The organism is Thiohalocapsa sp. ML1 (genome assembly GCF_001469165.1).
Lineage (GTDB): Bacteria > Pseudomonadota > Gammaproteobacteria > Chromatiales > Chromatiaceae > Thiohalocapsa.
Genome location: NZ_JABX01000001.1, coordinates 113,991 through 130,617 on the forward strand (window position 1 = coordinate 113,991; position 16,627 = coordinate 130,617).

Sequence of the window (16,627 nt, forward strand, 5' to 3'; positions counted from 1 at the left end):
TATACTATTCGTGCTGCCGTGATCTGATCGCCGCGAGGAGCCTGCGATGCCGCTTGCGCAATTTCTGTTCACACATACCCGTCAGACGCAACCGGACGGTCGTCCGCTCTATGCCTATCGGGCAACCGATCATGCCTTCGACGACTTGAGGGCCGTCGTGATCGAACGGCTCAGAACCAGCCGAAGCGCCATCGAGCTTCCAGCCGCGTTCTGTCTCTTCGCTGCCGAGACGTTCCGGCGCGAGCATGCGGGCGGCCCCTGGACCTGGGAAACTATTTTTCAGCCGCTCGGGCTGCCGGCACCGCCACAGCCGCAGATTGGGGTCTGGGTCGAGCAGGGGCTTAAGTTCTGGCAGCGTCCCCTGTTGATCGGCGGTGGGGGACAGCGCCTTTTTCTCGTCACCATCGCCTGCGAAGGCGGTCTGCCGCTGCGTCTGCTGGCACAGCAGGACGCGCACCTAACGCGATTTTTCCGCGCCGTGTTGGAAGGCTACTTTCGGGCCGGCCAAGGTGGTTCCGATGTGGCTCTCGCCCAAGCGCGGCAGCATGTGGCAAGGCTGCCCGCGAGCTTGCGCCAAGAACCGGTCCTACAGTTGGCCGGACAGCTCGTCGTCCGCGTGGCGGAGCTGCAAGGGCTGGTGGGCGCGGTGCCCGATCCCATCGCGGCGCTGGACCAATGCAACCCGCAATGGCGTCGGACCTTGCCGCTGCGGCTGGACGATCAGGTGGCCCAGCGTCTGCTGACGGGCTTGATCCGCCACTCCGAGGAACTGGCGCGGCAGGCGCGCGGACAGCCGCGCTGGTGCGGGGTGCTTCGCCCCACTGCAGAGGGCTGGTGCTTGCAGCGGCGCTTGGAATTCCCGGAGTACGCAACCCCGGACCAAATCGCCGCTTGGGCGATGCGAGAGCCACCGACCGCGGCGCGGCTGCGACTGTTGCTGGCGGGCATGCATGGCATGGAGGCGATCGCCTGGCTGACTCGCGTCGAGGAGTCGGCGAGCCCCGCACGCTATCGTCTGGAATGGCTTCGACGCGGCGGCGTCGCGACGGCCGGTGATGCGCTCATGGAGACATCGCGTCTGATGCTGAGCGACGACGAAACGGAGTCCGTGTTGCCGGCAATCGACGAAGACCCCTGGGGGCCTTTGCCCTGGGTCTTCATCCAGCGCGGGCGGTCCGGTCAATGGCAGTGGTTGGCCGAGGGGCAAGTTCGCACGCGCGACCCGCAGGTGCTGGTTCTGGTGCCCCCGGGGATGGCGCCCTGTGGAACTGCCGACGACGGCGTTTTTGAGTCCAAGGGGCGGTTGGCTCTCCCGGATCGGCTCGTTTACGTGGTCTCCGGCACGGCCGCGTTCGCCGACCCGGAGCAGCAGCGCTGGCACATCCGCTGCGGCCAGCAGACCGATTCCGCCGGCAGCTATGTCCTCAGCGGCCGCCGACTCGCGCTCGCGGGGACGATAAAGCCCCTCCATCTCGGGCTGCCTGCGTTTCAGGTGCTTGATGACCTAGGTGGCCGCACCGAGGCGCCCGGCAGCGTCCAATGGCGCCCGGTGGGCGACGGCGGGGCTTGGCGTCCGCGCACCGAGCCCGGTCACGGACTGCTTTGGTTACGGTTGCTCGGCGTCGATGGCGTGGAATGCTGCCGGCGGCAGATCCACGTCCTCCCGCGACAGTTTCAAGTGTCGCCTGTCATCGGCAGCGCCGGGCAACCGGGTGTGTTGCGCCTTACGTCGCTCGCCGGCGCGGATGTGTCCGTGCGGGCGGAGGTCAACGGCGAGCCATTGGTGGCGGTGCGGGGCGCGGACAGCGCCGAGATCCGCTGTCCGGTGACGACGGGCCGGACGCCGGAGCCCGTGCCCATCACGCTCGCGTGGCCGGACGCCGAGCCGCTGGTCCTGACGCTGCCGTATCCGCAACGTGGCGCCTTCTTCGCGCTTGCCGGGCGTGTGCTACCGCCCGACGACTGCATTGCGCTGGATCGCCTGGCCGGACTACAAGTCGTGGTGCAGGATGCAGCGAGTGGTGCCGCGCATTGGCTCAGGATCGAGCTGGTCGGCGGCGATGCCGCGCTGCCGCCGTTTCAGCAGCGATTGCCGGCCTTGGAACAGGGGCGCCTGGACTGCGCGCTGTATCGCTGGCAGGCGCGCATCGCCTCGCTGCTTGCGAGCGCCGGCGCCCTGGAGGACCAGGTGCGGCTGATCGTCGAGACCGGCAGCGGACAGCGTTTGGCACAGGTTCGGGTCGCCCGTTTCGATGCCTGGATCGAGCCGGACCGCAACCGTGGCGTGGTGGGCTTGCCGGAGGGAGTCGTCGCAAGGCTCGATGCCGGCTGGCGCGAGCGTGTCCGGGTCGGAATGATCCCGCTGTGGGAACCGACCGCGGTACCGATCGAGCTGGCGCATTGCGCCAACGGCGAGCCCTCTTGGGCGATTCCGGACGGGCTGGAGTCTGGACCTTGGTGGGTGCTCGCGAAGGACGGCGACTGGTCCCGATTCAGGCCGTTGCTCTGGTCGGTGGCGCCGGCTCCGCCCGCCGATGCCGCGGAGGAGACAGCGCCATCGGCACTGACGGCGGCCATCCGCGAACCCGATCCGCAGGTGCGCGCGGCAGCGATCGGACACGCGCTTGCTCTGTTGGCGGCCGATCCGGCGCATCCCGATTGGGACTTGCTCTCGGGATTCGTTGCGCTGACAAGAACGCTGCCCGCGACTTCCCTCGACGCGATCTGTGCGCTGACGCGAAGGCCCGCGGCCCTTGCCCGGCTCTTGCTGCGCAGCGACGAGCAGGGCTTTGCGGCGGTCTGGGCTCTGTCCGAGCAACTGCCGTTCCTGTGGATGCTGCTGCCTGTCGCTGACTGGCGCGCCGCGGCGGCCGGTTATTTCCAGTGGCTGCGGCAGAGCTTGGCCGGTATCGAGTGCGCCGACGCTGTCGCCTTCGGGCAGTTCGAGCACTTCCGCGATCGCGTTGCGGCGCGGCGCCCCTATTGGCGGGCGCTTTGCGACTGGTTGCAGGAACAGGTGTTTGCGGAACGCCCATTGCCCGCAAGCAGCGAGCTGCGCCGGGCACGCGCCGACACCCGCTGGGTGGATGAGCTCATCGAGGGCGAGGAAGCAGCGCTCCAAGGGCGCCACGACGCGGATGCGCGTTGGCCGGACGGCCCCGAGGTCATGGCGCAGATGATGGCTGTAACGGGCTGGATGCGGGGTTACCGCTATGCCCACCTGGCCGGCTTCTATCGACCGGTTCGCCAGGCCCCGTTCGCAGCGGCCCACATTGCGCTCAGCGGCAGCGAGCCTGCTGCCCGTTTGAGTCACGAGCTGCGGCTGTTGCGGGCCTTCGATCGCGAATGGTTCGACCGCGTTCACGCCATTGCCTTGACCATCGGCCTTGCGGAGCTGCCGCCGGTCGATCATGCACCGGGGAGCTGACATGCCGCAGCAGGACCGCTTTCTCTCCGCCCTCGTGGCGCAGCTCGGCCGGCGCGGGACTCGTGCCGTTCTCGGGTTGCGCGGCTTTCGCAGCGACCCGCTGCGGGAGTACCTGCGGGCCTGCCTGGGCCAGCCACCGGGACAGCCGGGCGCGCTGCTGGCGGACCCCGTGCTCGAGGCGAGCTTCGGATGGCAGCCGGCCGACGTCACCCTCGGCGGGCTGACCGGCACGCTGCTGCACCCGGATTTGGTGCGCGCGTTGCGGGAGCCGGAGCGGGTGCCGGGGGGCGAGGACTACCGCTTCCCTGCCCGCCGCCGGCCCTACAGGCACCAGTTGCAGGCCTGGCAGGCCGCGCGCGACGGCCTGTCCGTGCTGGTCACGAGCGGTACCGGCTCCGGCAAGACGGAGTGCTTCCTGATCCCCATCCTCGACGACCTGGCGCGCGAGCTTGAAGAGCGACAGGGTGCGCCGCTGACCGGCATTCGCGCGATCTTTCTCTATCCGCTGAACGCGCTCATCAAGAGCCAGCAGGAGCGGCTCATCGCCTGGACCGGCCCCTTTGCGGGCGGCCTTCGGTTCTGCCTCTACAACGGCGACACGCCCGAGCATGGCCACGCGCAACGGCCCTGCGAGGTGCCGGATCGCCGCACGCTGCGCAACGACCCGCCGCCGCTCTTGGTCACCAACGCCACCATGCTGGAGTACATGCTGGTGCGCAACGAGGACCGGCCGATTCTGGACCAGTCGCAGGGGCGCTTGCGCTGGGTCGTCATCGACGAGGCCCACAGCTACATGGGCTCCCAGGCGGCCGAGCTGACCTTGTTGCTGCGACGGGTGCTGCACGCCTTCGGCGCCCGCGCCGAGCAGGTGCGCTTCATTGCAACCTCGGCCACACTTGGCGACGGCACCGACTCATCCCGTGCACGGCTGGCCGAATTTCTCGCCGACGTGGCCGGCGTCGGTCTCGACCGAGTACAGGTCGTACAGGGACATCGGGAGGTGCCGGCGCTACCTGCGGAGCTGATGGCCCGAGATGAACCTTGCGGAACTCTCGCGGAGGTGCGCGCGCAGACGCCGGCGGAACGCTTCGCGTCCTTGGCCGGCGATGGACGTTTCCGAGGGCTGCGCGCTCACCTGGTCGAGCGGCCCGATCGCTTGAGCCGGCTCGCGACCGTCCTGCTTGGGCGCGACGACACCGATGCGCGTCTGGAGACGCTGGAATGGGCCGACCTATGCACCCAGTCCGTCACTGCGCAGGGACAGCCCTTCCTGCCGCTGCGCGCCCACCTGTTTCAGCGCACCATCGCGGGCCTCTGGGCATGCGCCAACGATGCCTGTCCCGGTCGCCAGAACACCCGCTTGGACGACCCGGCCTGGCCCTTTGGCGCGCTGTTTTTCGAGCGCCGACAACACTGCCCCCACTGCGAGATGCCCGTCTTCGAGCTGGTGCAGTGTGACGAGTGCGGCGCCGAGTATCTCGCCGCCGCCGAAGCGCATCGGGACGGCCAGGAGTGGCTGGAGCCCCAGCGCTACGAGCAGGATGAGGACGATTTCCAGCAGGAACTGGAGCCGATCACCGACGACGAGGCCGACGGTGACGCCGCGCCGGCGGCGCCGGCCGTCCAGTTGCCACGCCTCTTGACCAGCCGCGATCGGGCCACGCAAGCGTCCTGGGGGCTCGGCAGCGACGGCCGGCTCGACCCGACCGGGCAGCAAGGGGTCGCGGTGCACCTGCGCTTTCCCGGCAGCCACGGCCTTGAATGCGCCGTCTGTCACGAGCGCTCGCGGGACCGGGCGCTATTCCGACCGGTGCGCATCGGCGCGCCATTCATGCTCGGCACCGCCATCCCCGCGCTGCTGGAGGCCATGCCGCCCAGTGCGACACCCGCGGACCCCAGGCCGCTGGACGGCCGGCGCCTGATCACCTTCACCGACAGCCGGCAGGGCACCGCACGCTTCGCGGCCAAGCTCCAGCAGGAGGCGGAGCGGGACTACGTTCGCAGCTTCATCTACCACCAGTTGGCGAGCGCCGTGCCGAGCCCCGATCCCGCAGCAATCGAGCAGTTGCGCCGCGAAGTGGAGCAGCTAGGCCCCCTGGCCGAAGGCAACGCCGTGGTGCGCGGCATCCTGGAGCAGAAGCGCCAGGAGCTCGATCGCATCCAAGCCCCGGCGCTTGGTGCGCTCCCGTGGTCCGAGCTGGAGAACAAGCTCTTGGCCACCGACGAGCTCCGCTCCTGGGTATTGCCGGAGCTGGGCACGCTGACCTTTGGGCTGCTAAATGAGCGGCAGTTGGTCCACCTGTGCCTGCTGCGCGAGTTCTTCCTACGCCCACGGCGGCAGTTCTCGCTGGAAGGTCTCGGACTGGTCCAGCTTCGCTACCCGGCGCTGGCCCATGCGGCGGCTCCGGCGGCGGCTCGCCAGCGCGGCGTGAACGATGAGGAATGGCGCACGCTGCTCCAAGTCGCGGTGGACTACTGGTTGCGCAGCGGGCGGCCGGCGGTGCAGGCGACCGACGATATCGTTCGCTGGCTCGGTTTCCCTGCCCGGGCGAGCTTTCTGGTGCAGCCGGGGGTCGCGGTCACGAACCGCCGGGTGCAGCGCCCATGGCCGTCGACCCGGTCTGCGTTTGCCGGTCGGAATCGGCTGATTCGGCTGCTTTCACATGCCTTCTCGCTGGAATTGGCCAACCCCGAGCACGCGCGCGTTCTCGACGAGCTGTTAATCAAGATCTGGGATGGCCTGGGACCGCTCCTGTCGCCCACTGCGGACGGTTTCCAGCTTGAGCTCCACACCAAGGCCGTGCTGAGCGAGGTCCGAGAGGCCTGGTTCTGCCCGGTGACCCGGCGCCTGTTGCCGGCGGCGTTCTGTGGCATCACGCCTTATCTGCCGCCGCTGCCGGGGCCGGATGCGCTGGCGCGCTGTCAGCCGCTCACGATGCCCCGCCTGCCGCACCCGTTTTGGCGCGGCCAGGGGGCCGAGGCGGCCGAGGCATGGCTCGAATCCGACCCGGATGTGCTTAAGCTGCGAGCACTCGGTGCCTGGCCCGATCTCGGCGACCGCCTGGCCCGCTACCGGCGCTTCCTGCGCGCGGCCGAGCATTCGGCGCAGATCGGCAGCGCCGACCTGATGCGCCGAACCGCCGAATTCAAAGCGGGCCGGGTCAACCTGCTCAGTTGCTCGACGACCATGGAGATGGGCGTGGACATCGGCGGGCTCACCGCGGTGGCGATGAACAACGTGCCGCCGCACCCGGCCAACTTCCTGCAACGCGCTGGCCGTGCGGGGCGGCGCGGCGAGACCGCGGCGCTCAGCTTCACGCTGTGCAAGGCCACGCCGCAGGGGGAGGCCGTATTTCAGAATCCCCTGTGGGCGTTCGAGACCCGACTCGGCCTGCCCCATGTCTCTCTGCAAAGCGAGCCGATCGTGCAGCGCCACCTCAACGCACTGACCTTGGCCACGTTCCTGCGCGACCGAGCACCGGACATCCGTCGGCTGCGCACCGGCTGGTTCTTCGAGGCCGCCGCGCAAGGCAGCTCCGCGCCCGCGGAGCAGTTCGCGGACTGGTGCGAAGCCGCCGCGCCGACGGCGCCCGAGCTACCGGCCGGTATTGCCCGCGTGACGGCGCGCACCGTGCTGGACGGGCGCCCAGCCGCGGCCCTGCTCGGGCGCGCCGCGACGGCCCTGAACCGCGCCGCGGCGCGCTGGCGTGCCGACCTGGACGCACTGCTCGCCCAACAGCAGGCGTTGCACACCCGAGACGGCGACACCAAGCCCGAAAAGGCCATCAAGATCCAGCTCGAGCGGCTGCGCCGCGAGTATCTGCTCGGGGAGTTGGCCAATGTCGGCTTTTTGCCAGGTTACGGCTTCCCGACGGACGTGGTGCCCTTCGTCACGACCACGATGCAGGATCTGAACCGACCCGTGCGCGGCGAGCGGGAAGACAACCGGGCGCAGCGTGCCGGCTATCCGAGCCGGCATCTCAGCATCGCGATCCGAGACTATGCGCCGGGTACCGACACCGTGCTCGATGGCCGTGTCTACCGCAGCGGGGGCGTGACACTGAACTGGCAAGTGCCGGTGGACGCCAATGCCGCGCCGGAGCTGCAGAACCTGCGCTGGGCCTGGCGCTGCCGACACTGCGGGGCCAATGGAACGCGCCTGCTGTGGCCGGAGCACTGCCCGAGCTGCGGCGCGAGCGCGGCGTCCCTCGACCGCCGGCGCTACTTGCAGCCCGCCGGCTTCGCGGTGGATATTCGCTGCAAGCCGCACAACGACATCACCATTCCGCAGTACATCCCGGTTCGAGACCCGCTTGTATCGCTGGACGGGGCGGACTGGATGCCCTTGCCCGACGCCGCTCTGGGGCGCTATCGGAGCAGTACCGAGGCAACCATCTATCAGTACAGCGAGGGTCTGCACGGCCGCGGATACGCCTTGTGCCTACGCTGCGGGCTGGCCGACTCGATGTTGCCGGATGATCGGCTCCCGGCGAGCTTCGTGGGCAGCGTCGACAACCAGGGACCTTTGTCCCACAAGCGGCTGCGCGGCGGGCGCCTGAACGACAACGAGCGACAGTGTCCGGGGAACGACACCCCCGACTGGGCGATCCCGCGCGGGGTGCGCCTCGGTGTGGTTGCCCAGACCGAGGTCTTCGAGCTGCAGCCGAGGGATGCGGCGCAACGGCCCCTGGACCGGGTCACTGCCTTCACGCTCGCGGTGGCGCTGCGCCGCGCCCTCTGCGGCCGGCTCGGCATTGAGGAGGGCGAGGTCGGCGTGCTCGCCGCCCCGAGCCGGATGGCGGACGGCGAGGCGGGCTATTCCCTGTATCTCTACGACACCGCAACCGGCGGCGCGGGCTATGCCCGTCAGACCGTTGCGCTGCTGCCGGAGCTGTTGCGCGACGCGCGCGATGCCCTGCATTGCCCGCGCGAATGCGACGCGGCCTGCCAGGCGTGCCTGCTGACCCACGACACCCAGCATCACGTCGATGACCTCGACCGCAAGGCCGCGCTCGATCTGTTGACGCCCGCCTTCCTGCACGCACTCGATCTGCCCGAGACCCTGCGCGCCTTTGGCGCTGCCAGTCGGCTGGAGCTGGAGCCCCTTAGCCTCGCCATGAACCGGGAGGCGCAGCGGCTGAAGGTACGCGAGCTGCGCGTCTTTCTCGGCGGCAACGTGCAGGATTGGGAGCCCTTGGCTTGGCGGCTGCGGGGGCTGCTGGAGCGGTGGTCGAACGATGCAATCAGGCTACGCCTGGTTATGCCGGCCGGCGCCCGCACGCGCTTGGACGACAGCCAATCCGACGCTTTGGCCGCGCTCCTAGCCTACTGCAGCGCGGAGCTGCTTCTGTCACCCGATGAGCCGCCGGTCCGCTGTGGCGGTCTGCCGTTGATGATCGAGCTTGGGTCCGACGCCGGCCGAGTGCGCTGGGCGGCCGCGAGCGACGCGGCCCTGGTACCGGGAACGCGCTGGGGCGGCGGCGAGCTTGGTGGACCGTTCGCCCGCGCGCGCGAAGGCGTGCCGTTGACTCCCCTGCCGCCCGACTGGTTGCCGTTGTCGCCTGCCGAGCTGCGCAGCGCCCCGGCCGGCGCCGCCGCCTTGTCATTGACGCGGGAGCTGGATGGGTCCGCCGGCGGCTTCGGTCAGCGCGCCTGGGCTTTGCTGGCGGCGGAGGTTCCCGCGCTGGGCGCCAAATTGAAAGGGGCTCAGCCGCTGCAAGCGGTCCAATATACGGACCGGTACCTGCGCTCGCCACTGATGCTCGTGCTGCTGCATCGCCTGCTGCACGGTCTCGGACAGCACAGCGGTGGCATTGGCGCCGAGACGCACGTGCGCGTCGACACCGCGACCCTGGACCGACCTCATCCGGGCGAGCCGCGGCTGTTCTCACATGATTGGCGGGACGCCTTCGAGCGGCGAGAAATCATCGAGACCTGGTACAGCGCAGCCTGGGCCGAGTTCGGCTGGCACGAGACCCACGCGCGTCAACTGCCGCATGCGCGCGAGCTGCGTTTGACCTGGCCGGACGGGGAGTGCTGGTCTCTGCGTTTCGATCAGGGACTCGGGTACTGGCGGATTGCGAGCCGAGCAACGCTGGGATTTCCCTTTGCCGAGTCACCCAGGCGCCAGGTCGAGGCCCTGGCAAGCGCCGATCCTGAGATCGAGGCGTCCAATCAAGAACACGCGACCTATTGGTATTGTTGTCGAGACGCGTGCGCCGCCGACTGAGGCGCGAAACGCCCCGAAACCGCCCGGGGGCTGTCGGCAGACGTGTACCAGATCAGCTATCGCAAGTCCGCGCTGAAGTCCCTGCGCAACGCACCCGTGAAGACTCAGGCCCGGGTTGTGGCTGAGCCGGAGGCCATCGCCAGCCGACCTTCCGCTTATCGCGGAGACTGGAAGCCTCTGACCGGGACAGCTTATTGGCGCTTGCGGGTCGGCGGCTGGCGTGCCATTTGTGATATCCAGCAAGAACGTCTGGTCATACTCGTACTGGAATTTGGCCCTCGCGGAGACGTGTACCAATGAAGGCGCAGATTATTGAGCGGGATGGTCGCCCGGAATGGGCCGTCATTCCCTGGACCGACTTTCACCGGCTATTGGCGCTCGCCGAGGAGCGGGCCGACATTGTGGCGGTGGAGGCGGCGGTGGAGGCGGCGGTGGAGGCGGCGGCGGAGGCGGCGGCAGCGGCGCTTGCCGACGGCGAGGAGCTGATTCCCGGCGACGTGGTGAAGCGGCTGGTCGCAGGCGAGCCGCCGCTCAAGGTGTGGCGCGAGTACCGGGGGCTCGACCGCGCTGCGCTCGGCGCTTCGGCGGACGTGACCGAGAGCTTGGTCGAGCGCTGGGAAACGGGCCAGATCAAGGTCGATCCGAACGCACTGCTGCGCTTGGCCGCCGCGCTCGGCGTCGATGCCGACGACCTTGATCCCTCGACGGCCGGCACGTAGGGCAGCGCGGCGGCGGCAGTCCGTCACGTCGCGCGCAGAGCCCTTCCAGCCAAGATCGCGCCGCGGCCGCCTCGGGGCCTGATCGGCTATACTGCGGCGCTTGTTCCGCGGCACGCGCCGTGCATTGTCGAGCCCCGCCGCAGGCCGTGGCGCGGCCTCGCCGACAGCCCCGTGCCGTCCAGTCCAGCCAGCACCCTGCGGTGCGCCGAGCCATGCGCCCTGAAACCGACGATCTTCGTATCCGCGACATCAAGCAGGTGATTGCGCCGAAGGACCTGCATCGCGAGTTCCCGATCACCGACACCGCCGCCGAGACGGTGTTCCACGCCCGCAGCGAGATCGAGCGCATCCTGCACGGCGACGACGACCGCCTGCTGGTGGTCGTGGGTCCATGCTCGGTGCACGATACCGACGCGGCGATGGACTACGCGCACCGCCTGGTGGAGGTCCGCCGCGCGCTGGCCGATCGGCTCATGGTCGTGATGCGGGTCTATTTCGAGAAGCCCCGCACCACCGTGGGCTGGAAGGGGCTGATCAATGATCCGAACCTGGACGGCAGCTTCGAGATCAACAAGGGGCTGGGCATCGCCCGCAAGCTGCTGCTGGACTTAAACGAGCTCGGCGTGCCCGCCGGCACCGAGTTTCTGGACCTGATCAGCCCGCAATACATCGCCGACCTCGTGAGCTGGGGCGCCATCGGCGCCCGCACCACCGAGAGTCAGGGCCACCGCGAGCTAGCCTCCGGCCTGTCCTGCCCGGTGGGCTTCAAGAACGCCACCGACGGCAGCGTCAAGGTCGCCATCGACGCCATCGCCGCCGCCGCCCGGCCGCACGTGTTCATGTCGCTCACCAAAGACGGCCAGTCCGCGATCTTCAACACCCGCGGCAATCTCGACACCCATATCATCCTGCGCGGCGGCAGCCGGCCGAACTACGACACCGAGAGCGTCAACATCGCGGCCGAGGCCATTGAGGCCGCCGGCCAGCGGCCGAAGATCATGATCGACTTCAGCCACGCCAACAGCCGCAAGCAGCCGCAGAAGCAGGTCCGCGTCTGCGAGGACGTGGCCGGGCAGATCGCCCGCGGCGACGGGCGCATCATCGGCGCCATGATCGAGAGCCATCTGGTCGCAGGCCGTCAGGACATCGCCGAGGGCGTCGCGCTGCTCTACGGCCAGAGCGTGACCGATGCCTGCATCGGCTGGGACGACACGGTGCCGATGCTCGAAGAGCTCGCGGAGGCCGCCGCCCGCCGACGGGAACGCAAGCGCCAGCGCTGAGCGGTGTCCGCGAGCGCCCATTGCAATCGTCGGAGCCGGCGCCCACGGTCGCGCTGAGGACAACATAATGGGCGGCCATTCGACGATTCGAGGCGCACATGTGGAAGGCATCGGGCTGGGTCGACGGCCACGAGTCGTTTGCGAGCATCTCCGAGATCGTCAAGGATCGCAAATGGCGGGCCACCGGCCACATCGCGGGGCATGAGTCCTACGCCGAGATCACGCGCATCAACGCCCGCGAGCTGCGGGTGACGGGCAGCGTCGGCGGCTTCGACTCCTACGCCACCGTCACCCGCACCGGCAAAAACGACTGACGCATCTGGGGCCGGTTCTGCGGTCACGAGGCCATCCTCGCACTGCCCCTATCTGCGACGGGCAGTATCAGCTATCGAGCCAGGTGGGCGGCACCCTCACGACCATGACGGTGCGCCGGCAGTAGGTCTGAAGTCGTCCAGAAACTCCGACGGCACGTCGCCGCTTGTCACGAGCAGATGGTCCCGGGCGCGCGTGCAGGCGACATAGAGCAAATGGCGCTCGGTGGCGTAGACCTCGTCGAGGTCGGCCTCGTCGGTGATGGTTTCGATGCGGGCCTGGAGCGGAATGACCTCGTCGTCGCACGCCATCACGGCAACCGCACGGAATTCGAGCCCCTTGGCCAGGTGCATGGTTGCAACCGCAACCTGCCCTGCCGGCTGCTGCATCTGCTCATCAAGGATGGCCGCGGGGAATCCGGCCGCTGCGACGGCCGCCAGGGCGCGCCCGAGCACCACGTCGGAGCGAACGAACACGGCCATCTCCTGCGGGTGCAGCCCATCCGCGGCCCGCTCGCGAAGCCAGCGAGCAATCGCGGTGCACTCGGCGGCCTCATCGTCACACAGCAGCACTTGCGGCGGCGGACCGTTGAAGACGGAGACGGTGCCGCCGCGGTCCTCGACGTTGCCGTCCACGTCCGCCAGGCGCGTACCGAGCAGCCGATCGGCATGCGCACGGATCTGGTGCGAGGTCCGGTAGTTGACCTTGAGCGTGCGCGAGCGCCCGCGCACGTCGACGCCAAGGGCCTTCCAAGAGAAGGGCTGCCGGAAAATGCGCTGGCCTAGATCGCCGGCGAAGAACAGCCCGTTCGGCCGGTTTCCGGCCAGCGCGGCGAGCAGCCGAAGCTGCGCGACATCCACGTCCTGCGCCTCGTCGACAATGACATGGTCGTAGACGAGTTGCGGGTCGGCGGCGAGCGTCTCGGCGACGCGCGTGAAGAGTGCCGCCCGCGTGATGAGGCCGCGCGCGTTCAGCCCCGCTCGGGTCTGCTCGAAAATGGACCACAAGCCCTGCCGGCGGCGCTCCGGCAGCCGCGTCTTGCGCCCGAGCCGGCGCACATCGCGATAGGCGGGCCAGTCGGGGAGCTGCCAGGCGTCCACAACCTCTGCCCACTCACCGAGCAGGAAGCGAGGCTCCTCGCCAGTGCCCGCCGCGGCGCTCGCAAGCAACGCGGCGAGCGTGTCTTGGTCCACCAGCGTCGGCGCGCCGGTACGCGCACGATACAGACGCTCGCCGACGGCATCCAGCGCGGCCACGTCGATGCGCTCGGCAAGGCGCGGGGCGTTGTGCACCAAGCGGCCGAGCTTGCTCTGCAGCGCCGCGGCCAGCGGCGCCGAGAAGGTCGTCAGCAGCACACGCGCGGCAGGATCGGAGCGTGCGAGGTGCACGGCGCGATGCAGCGCCACGATGGTCTTGCCGGTGCCGGCGGAGCCGGCGACCCGCGCGGGGCCGTTGAAGTCCTGCTCCACGATACGGCGCTGGCCCGGGTGCAGAAAGACGGTCCACTTTTCCCACGGGAACGCCAGCGCCCGCGCCAAGGCGTCAACGTCCTCCATGACCCGGAAGCGGCGCTGCGCGTCCGGGTGCGAGAAGGCATCGGCCGGCGCGACCACGGCCGCCGGCTGCGGCTGCCCGCCGGTGGCCAGCTCCAGCAGCGCCTCGGCGGCCTCCTGCGGCAGATGGTCCGCGATGGCCAGCAGCCCGTCCTCGTCCGCGGCCTGCACCTCGGCGAGCCACTCCGGCGGCACGCCGTAGCCGAGCAGCACGTCGTCGTCGAGCTTCGCGAGCAGCCAGACGCCGCCGGTGCGGCTCGCGGGCTGCGGTGCCGCCTGTTCGACGTAGACGGGAACCCGGATCTCCTGAACCGTCTCGCGGATCTCCACCAACTGCGCGGCGCCGGTCTTCGGATGCGCTTCGAGCTTGCGCCGTTCCGCCCAGGCGTAGGCGGCGTCGTGGTGGTCCACGTAGCACAGCAGCAGGCTCTCGTCCGTGCGATGCACGATGAGCCGGATGTCCCGGCTGACGCGCACGGACCAGAAGCGCTTGTCCTTGGCGCGTTCCAGCTTGTGGAAGCTGAAGGACGGGTGGGCGGGATTGAGCTGGAGATCGAAGGCGGTGGTCTTGACCGCCTTCTGCTCCTCGCCGGTGAGCCGGGCGAGGCTGTCGGTGAAGGTGTCGGCGATGCGGAAGTGCATGGCTCAGCGCGCTCGCTCCCGCGCTCCAGCGTGGGCGTGTGTGGCCGCCGCTCCAGCGGCGCGTCGCTCGGGCCCCGTGGCGGCCGCCGCGACGCTGGAGCGTCTGCCGGTGCTCCCACGCCGGAGCGTGGGAGCCAGAGCACGCTTGTGCTTCCGCGCCGAGCCGGGCGCGATGGCTGCGCGGTGGCACGGCTCACTACCGAAACACGTGCGGGCCTCGCTCCCACGCTCCAGCGTGCGCGTGTCGGGCCTCGCTCCCACGCTCCAGCGTGGGCGTGTGTGGCCGCCGCTCCAGCGGCGCGTCGCTCGGGCCCCGTGGCGGCCGCCGCGACTCTGGAGCGTCTGCCCGTGCTCCCACGCCGGAGCGTGGGACAGATCGACCGTCGCCGCCAGCGCGTCGCGGTCCCCGCGGGCCATCTGGAGCATGCACTCCGCGTGCTCAGGCGTCGCCATACAACACCCGTCCTTCGCGGTAGGCCCGCGCAACGACATGATTCGGCGCAGTGCGCCGGCCTGCCACCTCATCGCGGCTGAAGAGCAACAGGTCCTTGGAGGCCGGCAGGTCGCCGAGCGCCCGATACAGCCGCGCGGCCTCCTTCATCCGGCTACGGCCGGGGCCGAAGGGCTCGCGCTCAATCACCAACAGATCGATATCGGAATCCGGTCGCGCATCGCCGCGGGCGCGGGAGCCGAAAAGGATGATCGCCTCCGGGTCGGCCTCACGCACGATGATATCCACCAGCCGGCGCAGCAGCTCCGGCTCGTCGAGCCCGGTCCTTTCCATGTCAACCGCGTTCATCGGCGCAGCTCTTCCGGCCCATAGTCCGGCTCATCGTCGCCGAAGGCGCGGGCAAGCCCTGCCGTGGCAAGGCCGGGCCAATTCGCGCCGATCGTGTGCGGGGACTCCAGCACGCCCCGCTGCCGACCCGCGTTCGGCGCACGAGCGATGGGCTCGTCCAGTTGGATGGTGCGGCCGTCGAAATGGGCTTTGACGGTCATCGCGGGCATGGGGACATCCTCCGGCTGGCCCATCAGGACCGTTCGACGCGATACAGCGTAAACGGCAGCGGGGCGCATTCGACGTTGAAGTGCTTCCTCGTCCTCGACGGGCGCCGCCTGCACGATTGTGGGGGTGGCTGTCTCGTTCATCCCGATGCTCAGCGGGCCGCACACGAAGAAAGAATGTAGCGGTCAAAACCATACAGGATCGCCCGGGGTAAGGGGCGCCGTTTGCCCTTGCTCCCACGCGGGAGCGTGGGAGCCAGGCTGGGTGGGCTCGCCTCGCTCCGACGCTCCCGCGTCGGAGTGTCTGGCTGAATCGCCCGGTCGTGATCCGCGCTTCAGCAGCGCTGCTTGTAGACACGCTTCAACTCACCCAGAAACCGACGATTGAGTTCCCGGTGATCATTAAAGCGCCACGTGTCCTCCGCGAATTCACCAGGATCATCGGCCGCAGCGCCTCGCAGCACCGCGAACTCGTCACGAGACATGACCTCGCGGAAGGCTTGCACGAAACAATGGTCTTCCACATCGAACGGCGGCTTCGGCAACCGCAGATCGCTCATTTGGACTCCGAGCTTCTCATAGCCTTCGTCCGTGCAGCCGTCCTCAAATAAGCGATGAACGTAAAGCAATACTGGTCTCCGCCCCAAATGCAGCCCCGGATCATTGCCATGAACGTGGTAGTACAGGAACCACTCCTGCTCCGGATCCAAGTCGTCGGGCGCCAAGTGGATTTCATCTGCAATGGCACTTCGCACCTCTTCCGGAACATTCTCCGTATATTCCGTCTCGTCACTCATAACCCATGCACAAAACACCTCGCCGTCACGGTCTACGTTGTAATCCCCGAACCGGTCCACGGCATCCACGGGCGGAGGGTCGTCCGACAGACTAACGTCGTAGACTTCGGCACGCCGACGTTGACGCCGCAGCTTATGCAGCAGCGCCAGCTTGTCCCTTGTGGTCGGACATTCTTGCTCGGCCTCGCGTGCATAGCCATCGAAGAGGTCTCTTGCGGTGCGCACGGAGTCCGTGTCGTCGAGCAGGACGCAAAGTTCCTGCTGCCCGCCTGGCTCAAGTGCCTGTCGAGAGAGATTGGCACTGCCGATCAACGCCGCATGCGCGGCGCAGTACAACTTGGAATGCAGGGCTTCCAATAGCAGGACGCGTTCCCAGCCGATGGATTCAGCGAGCTCCACCACGGCCGCCGGATTCGTGCCGAGCCCGGGCGATATGATCACGCGCTCAAGAAGTGCGAGGTTCAGATAGCGTGCCCCGGCTCTACCCATGAAGGCCACGGCCACATGCGTGGGCGATAGGTCATCCAGACAGTCGGAGAGGTCGTCGGTGGCAATGATCGTCGGCATGATGGCTTCCTGTTCAAGTACGGCAGGTCAGTGAGGTCGCTGGGTGAATGAGCGATGCCCAGCGGATGGGCAAACCGTTGAGTGGCGCCCGCGCTC

Annotated in this window: 10 protein-coding genes; 6 read left to right on the forward strand and 4 right to left on the reverse strand. The window is 68.7% G+C overall.

From position 1 onward, the window contains the following. Positions 1 to 46 precede the first annotated feature (46 nt). From ML01_RS00425 to ML01_RS00445, 6 genes are all read left to right on the forward strand, one after another. Positions 47 to 3,427 carry an STY4851/ECs_5259 family protein gene (locus tag ML01_RS00425; RefSeq protein ID WP_058553414.1) on the forward strand — a complete coding sequence of 1,127 codons (3,381 nt, stop codon included), beginning with the start codon at positions 47 to 49 and terminating at the stop codon, positions 3,425 to 3,427. A 1-nt stretch (position 3,428) separates the two neighbouring features. Beyond that, the gene (locus tag ML01_RS00430) at positions 3,429 to 9,656 is read left to right on the forward strand and encodes a DEAD/DEAH box helicase (RefSeq protein WP_058553415.1); all 6,228 of its coding nucleotides are present in this window, start codon (positions 3,429 to 3,431) and stop codon (positions 9,654 to 9,656) included. A 42-nt stretch (positions 9,657 to 9,698) separates the two neighbouring features. Beyond that, positions 9,699 to 9,956, forward strand: a complete 258-nt coding sequence (locus tag ML01_RS31215; protein WP_082673801.1) for a type II toxin-antitoxin system RelE/ParE family toxin — start codon at positions 9,699 to 9,701, stop codon at positions 9,954 to 9,956. Further along, the gene (locus ML01_RS00435; RefSeq protein ID WP_058553416.1) at positions 9,953 to 10,375 is read left to right on the forward strand and encodes a helix-turn-helix transcriptional regulator; all 423 of its coding nucleotides are present in this window, start codon (positions 9,953 to 9,955) and stop codon (positions 10,373 to 10,375) included. Before ML01_RS31215 ends, ML01_RS00435 begins: the two co-directional genes overlap by 4 nt. Before the next feature lie 212 nt (positions 10,376 to 10,587). Next, complete coding sequence (locus ML01_RS00440) at positions 10,588 to 11,655, forward strand: 3-deoxy-7-phosphoheptulonate synthase (RefSeq protein WP_058553417.1); 1,068 nt, start codon at positions 10,588 to 10,590, stop codon at positions 11,653 to 11,655. Positions 11,656 to 11,753: 98 nt separating this feature from the next. Next, entirely contained in the window at positions 11,754 to 11,969 is a 216-nt protein-coding gene (locus ML01_RS00445) for a hypothetical protein (protein ID WP_058553418.1), read from the forward strand. Between the two features lie 96 nt (positions 11,970 to 12,065). On the opposite strand, the gene ML01_RS00450 is transcribed toward ML01_RS00445, so the two are convergent. The 4 genes from ML01_RS00450 to ML01_RS00470 form a co-directional block, all read right to left on the reverse strand. Next, on the reverse strand, positions 12,066 to 14,162 hold the full coding sequence (locus ML01_RS00450; RefSeq protein ID WP_058553419.1) for a UvrD-helicase domain-containing protein: 2,097 nt from the start codon (positions 14,160 to 14,162) through the stop codon (positions 12,066 to 12,068). 439 nt (positions 14,163 to 14,601) lie between these two features. Next, entirely contained in the window at positions 14,602 to 14,961 is a 360-nt protein-coding gene (locus tag ML01_RS00460) for a nucleotidyltransferase domain-containing protein (RefSeq protein WP_254045097.1), read from the reverse strand. After that, positions 14,958 to 15,170 (reverse strand): hypothetical protein, encoded by a 213-nt coding sequence (locus ML01_RS29465; RefSeq protein WP_162267932.1) that lies wholly within the window; start codon positions 15,168 to 15,170, stop codon positions 14,958 to 14,960. The genes ML01_RS00460 and ML01_RS29465 overlap by 4 nt, the downstream gene beginning before the upstream one ends. Positions 15,171 to 15,502: 332 nt before the next feature. Beyond that, positions 15,503 to 16,531, reverse strand: a complete 1,029-nt coding sequence (locus tag ML01_RS00470; protein ID WP_058553422.1) for a phospholipase D family protein — start codon at positions 16,529 to 16,531, stop codon at positions 15,503 to 15,505. Between the last annotated feature and the right edge of the window lie 96 nt (positions 16,532 to 16,627).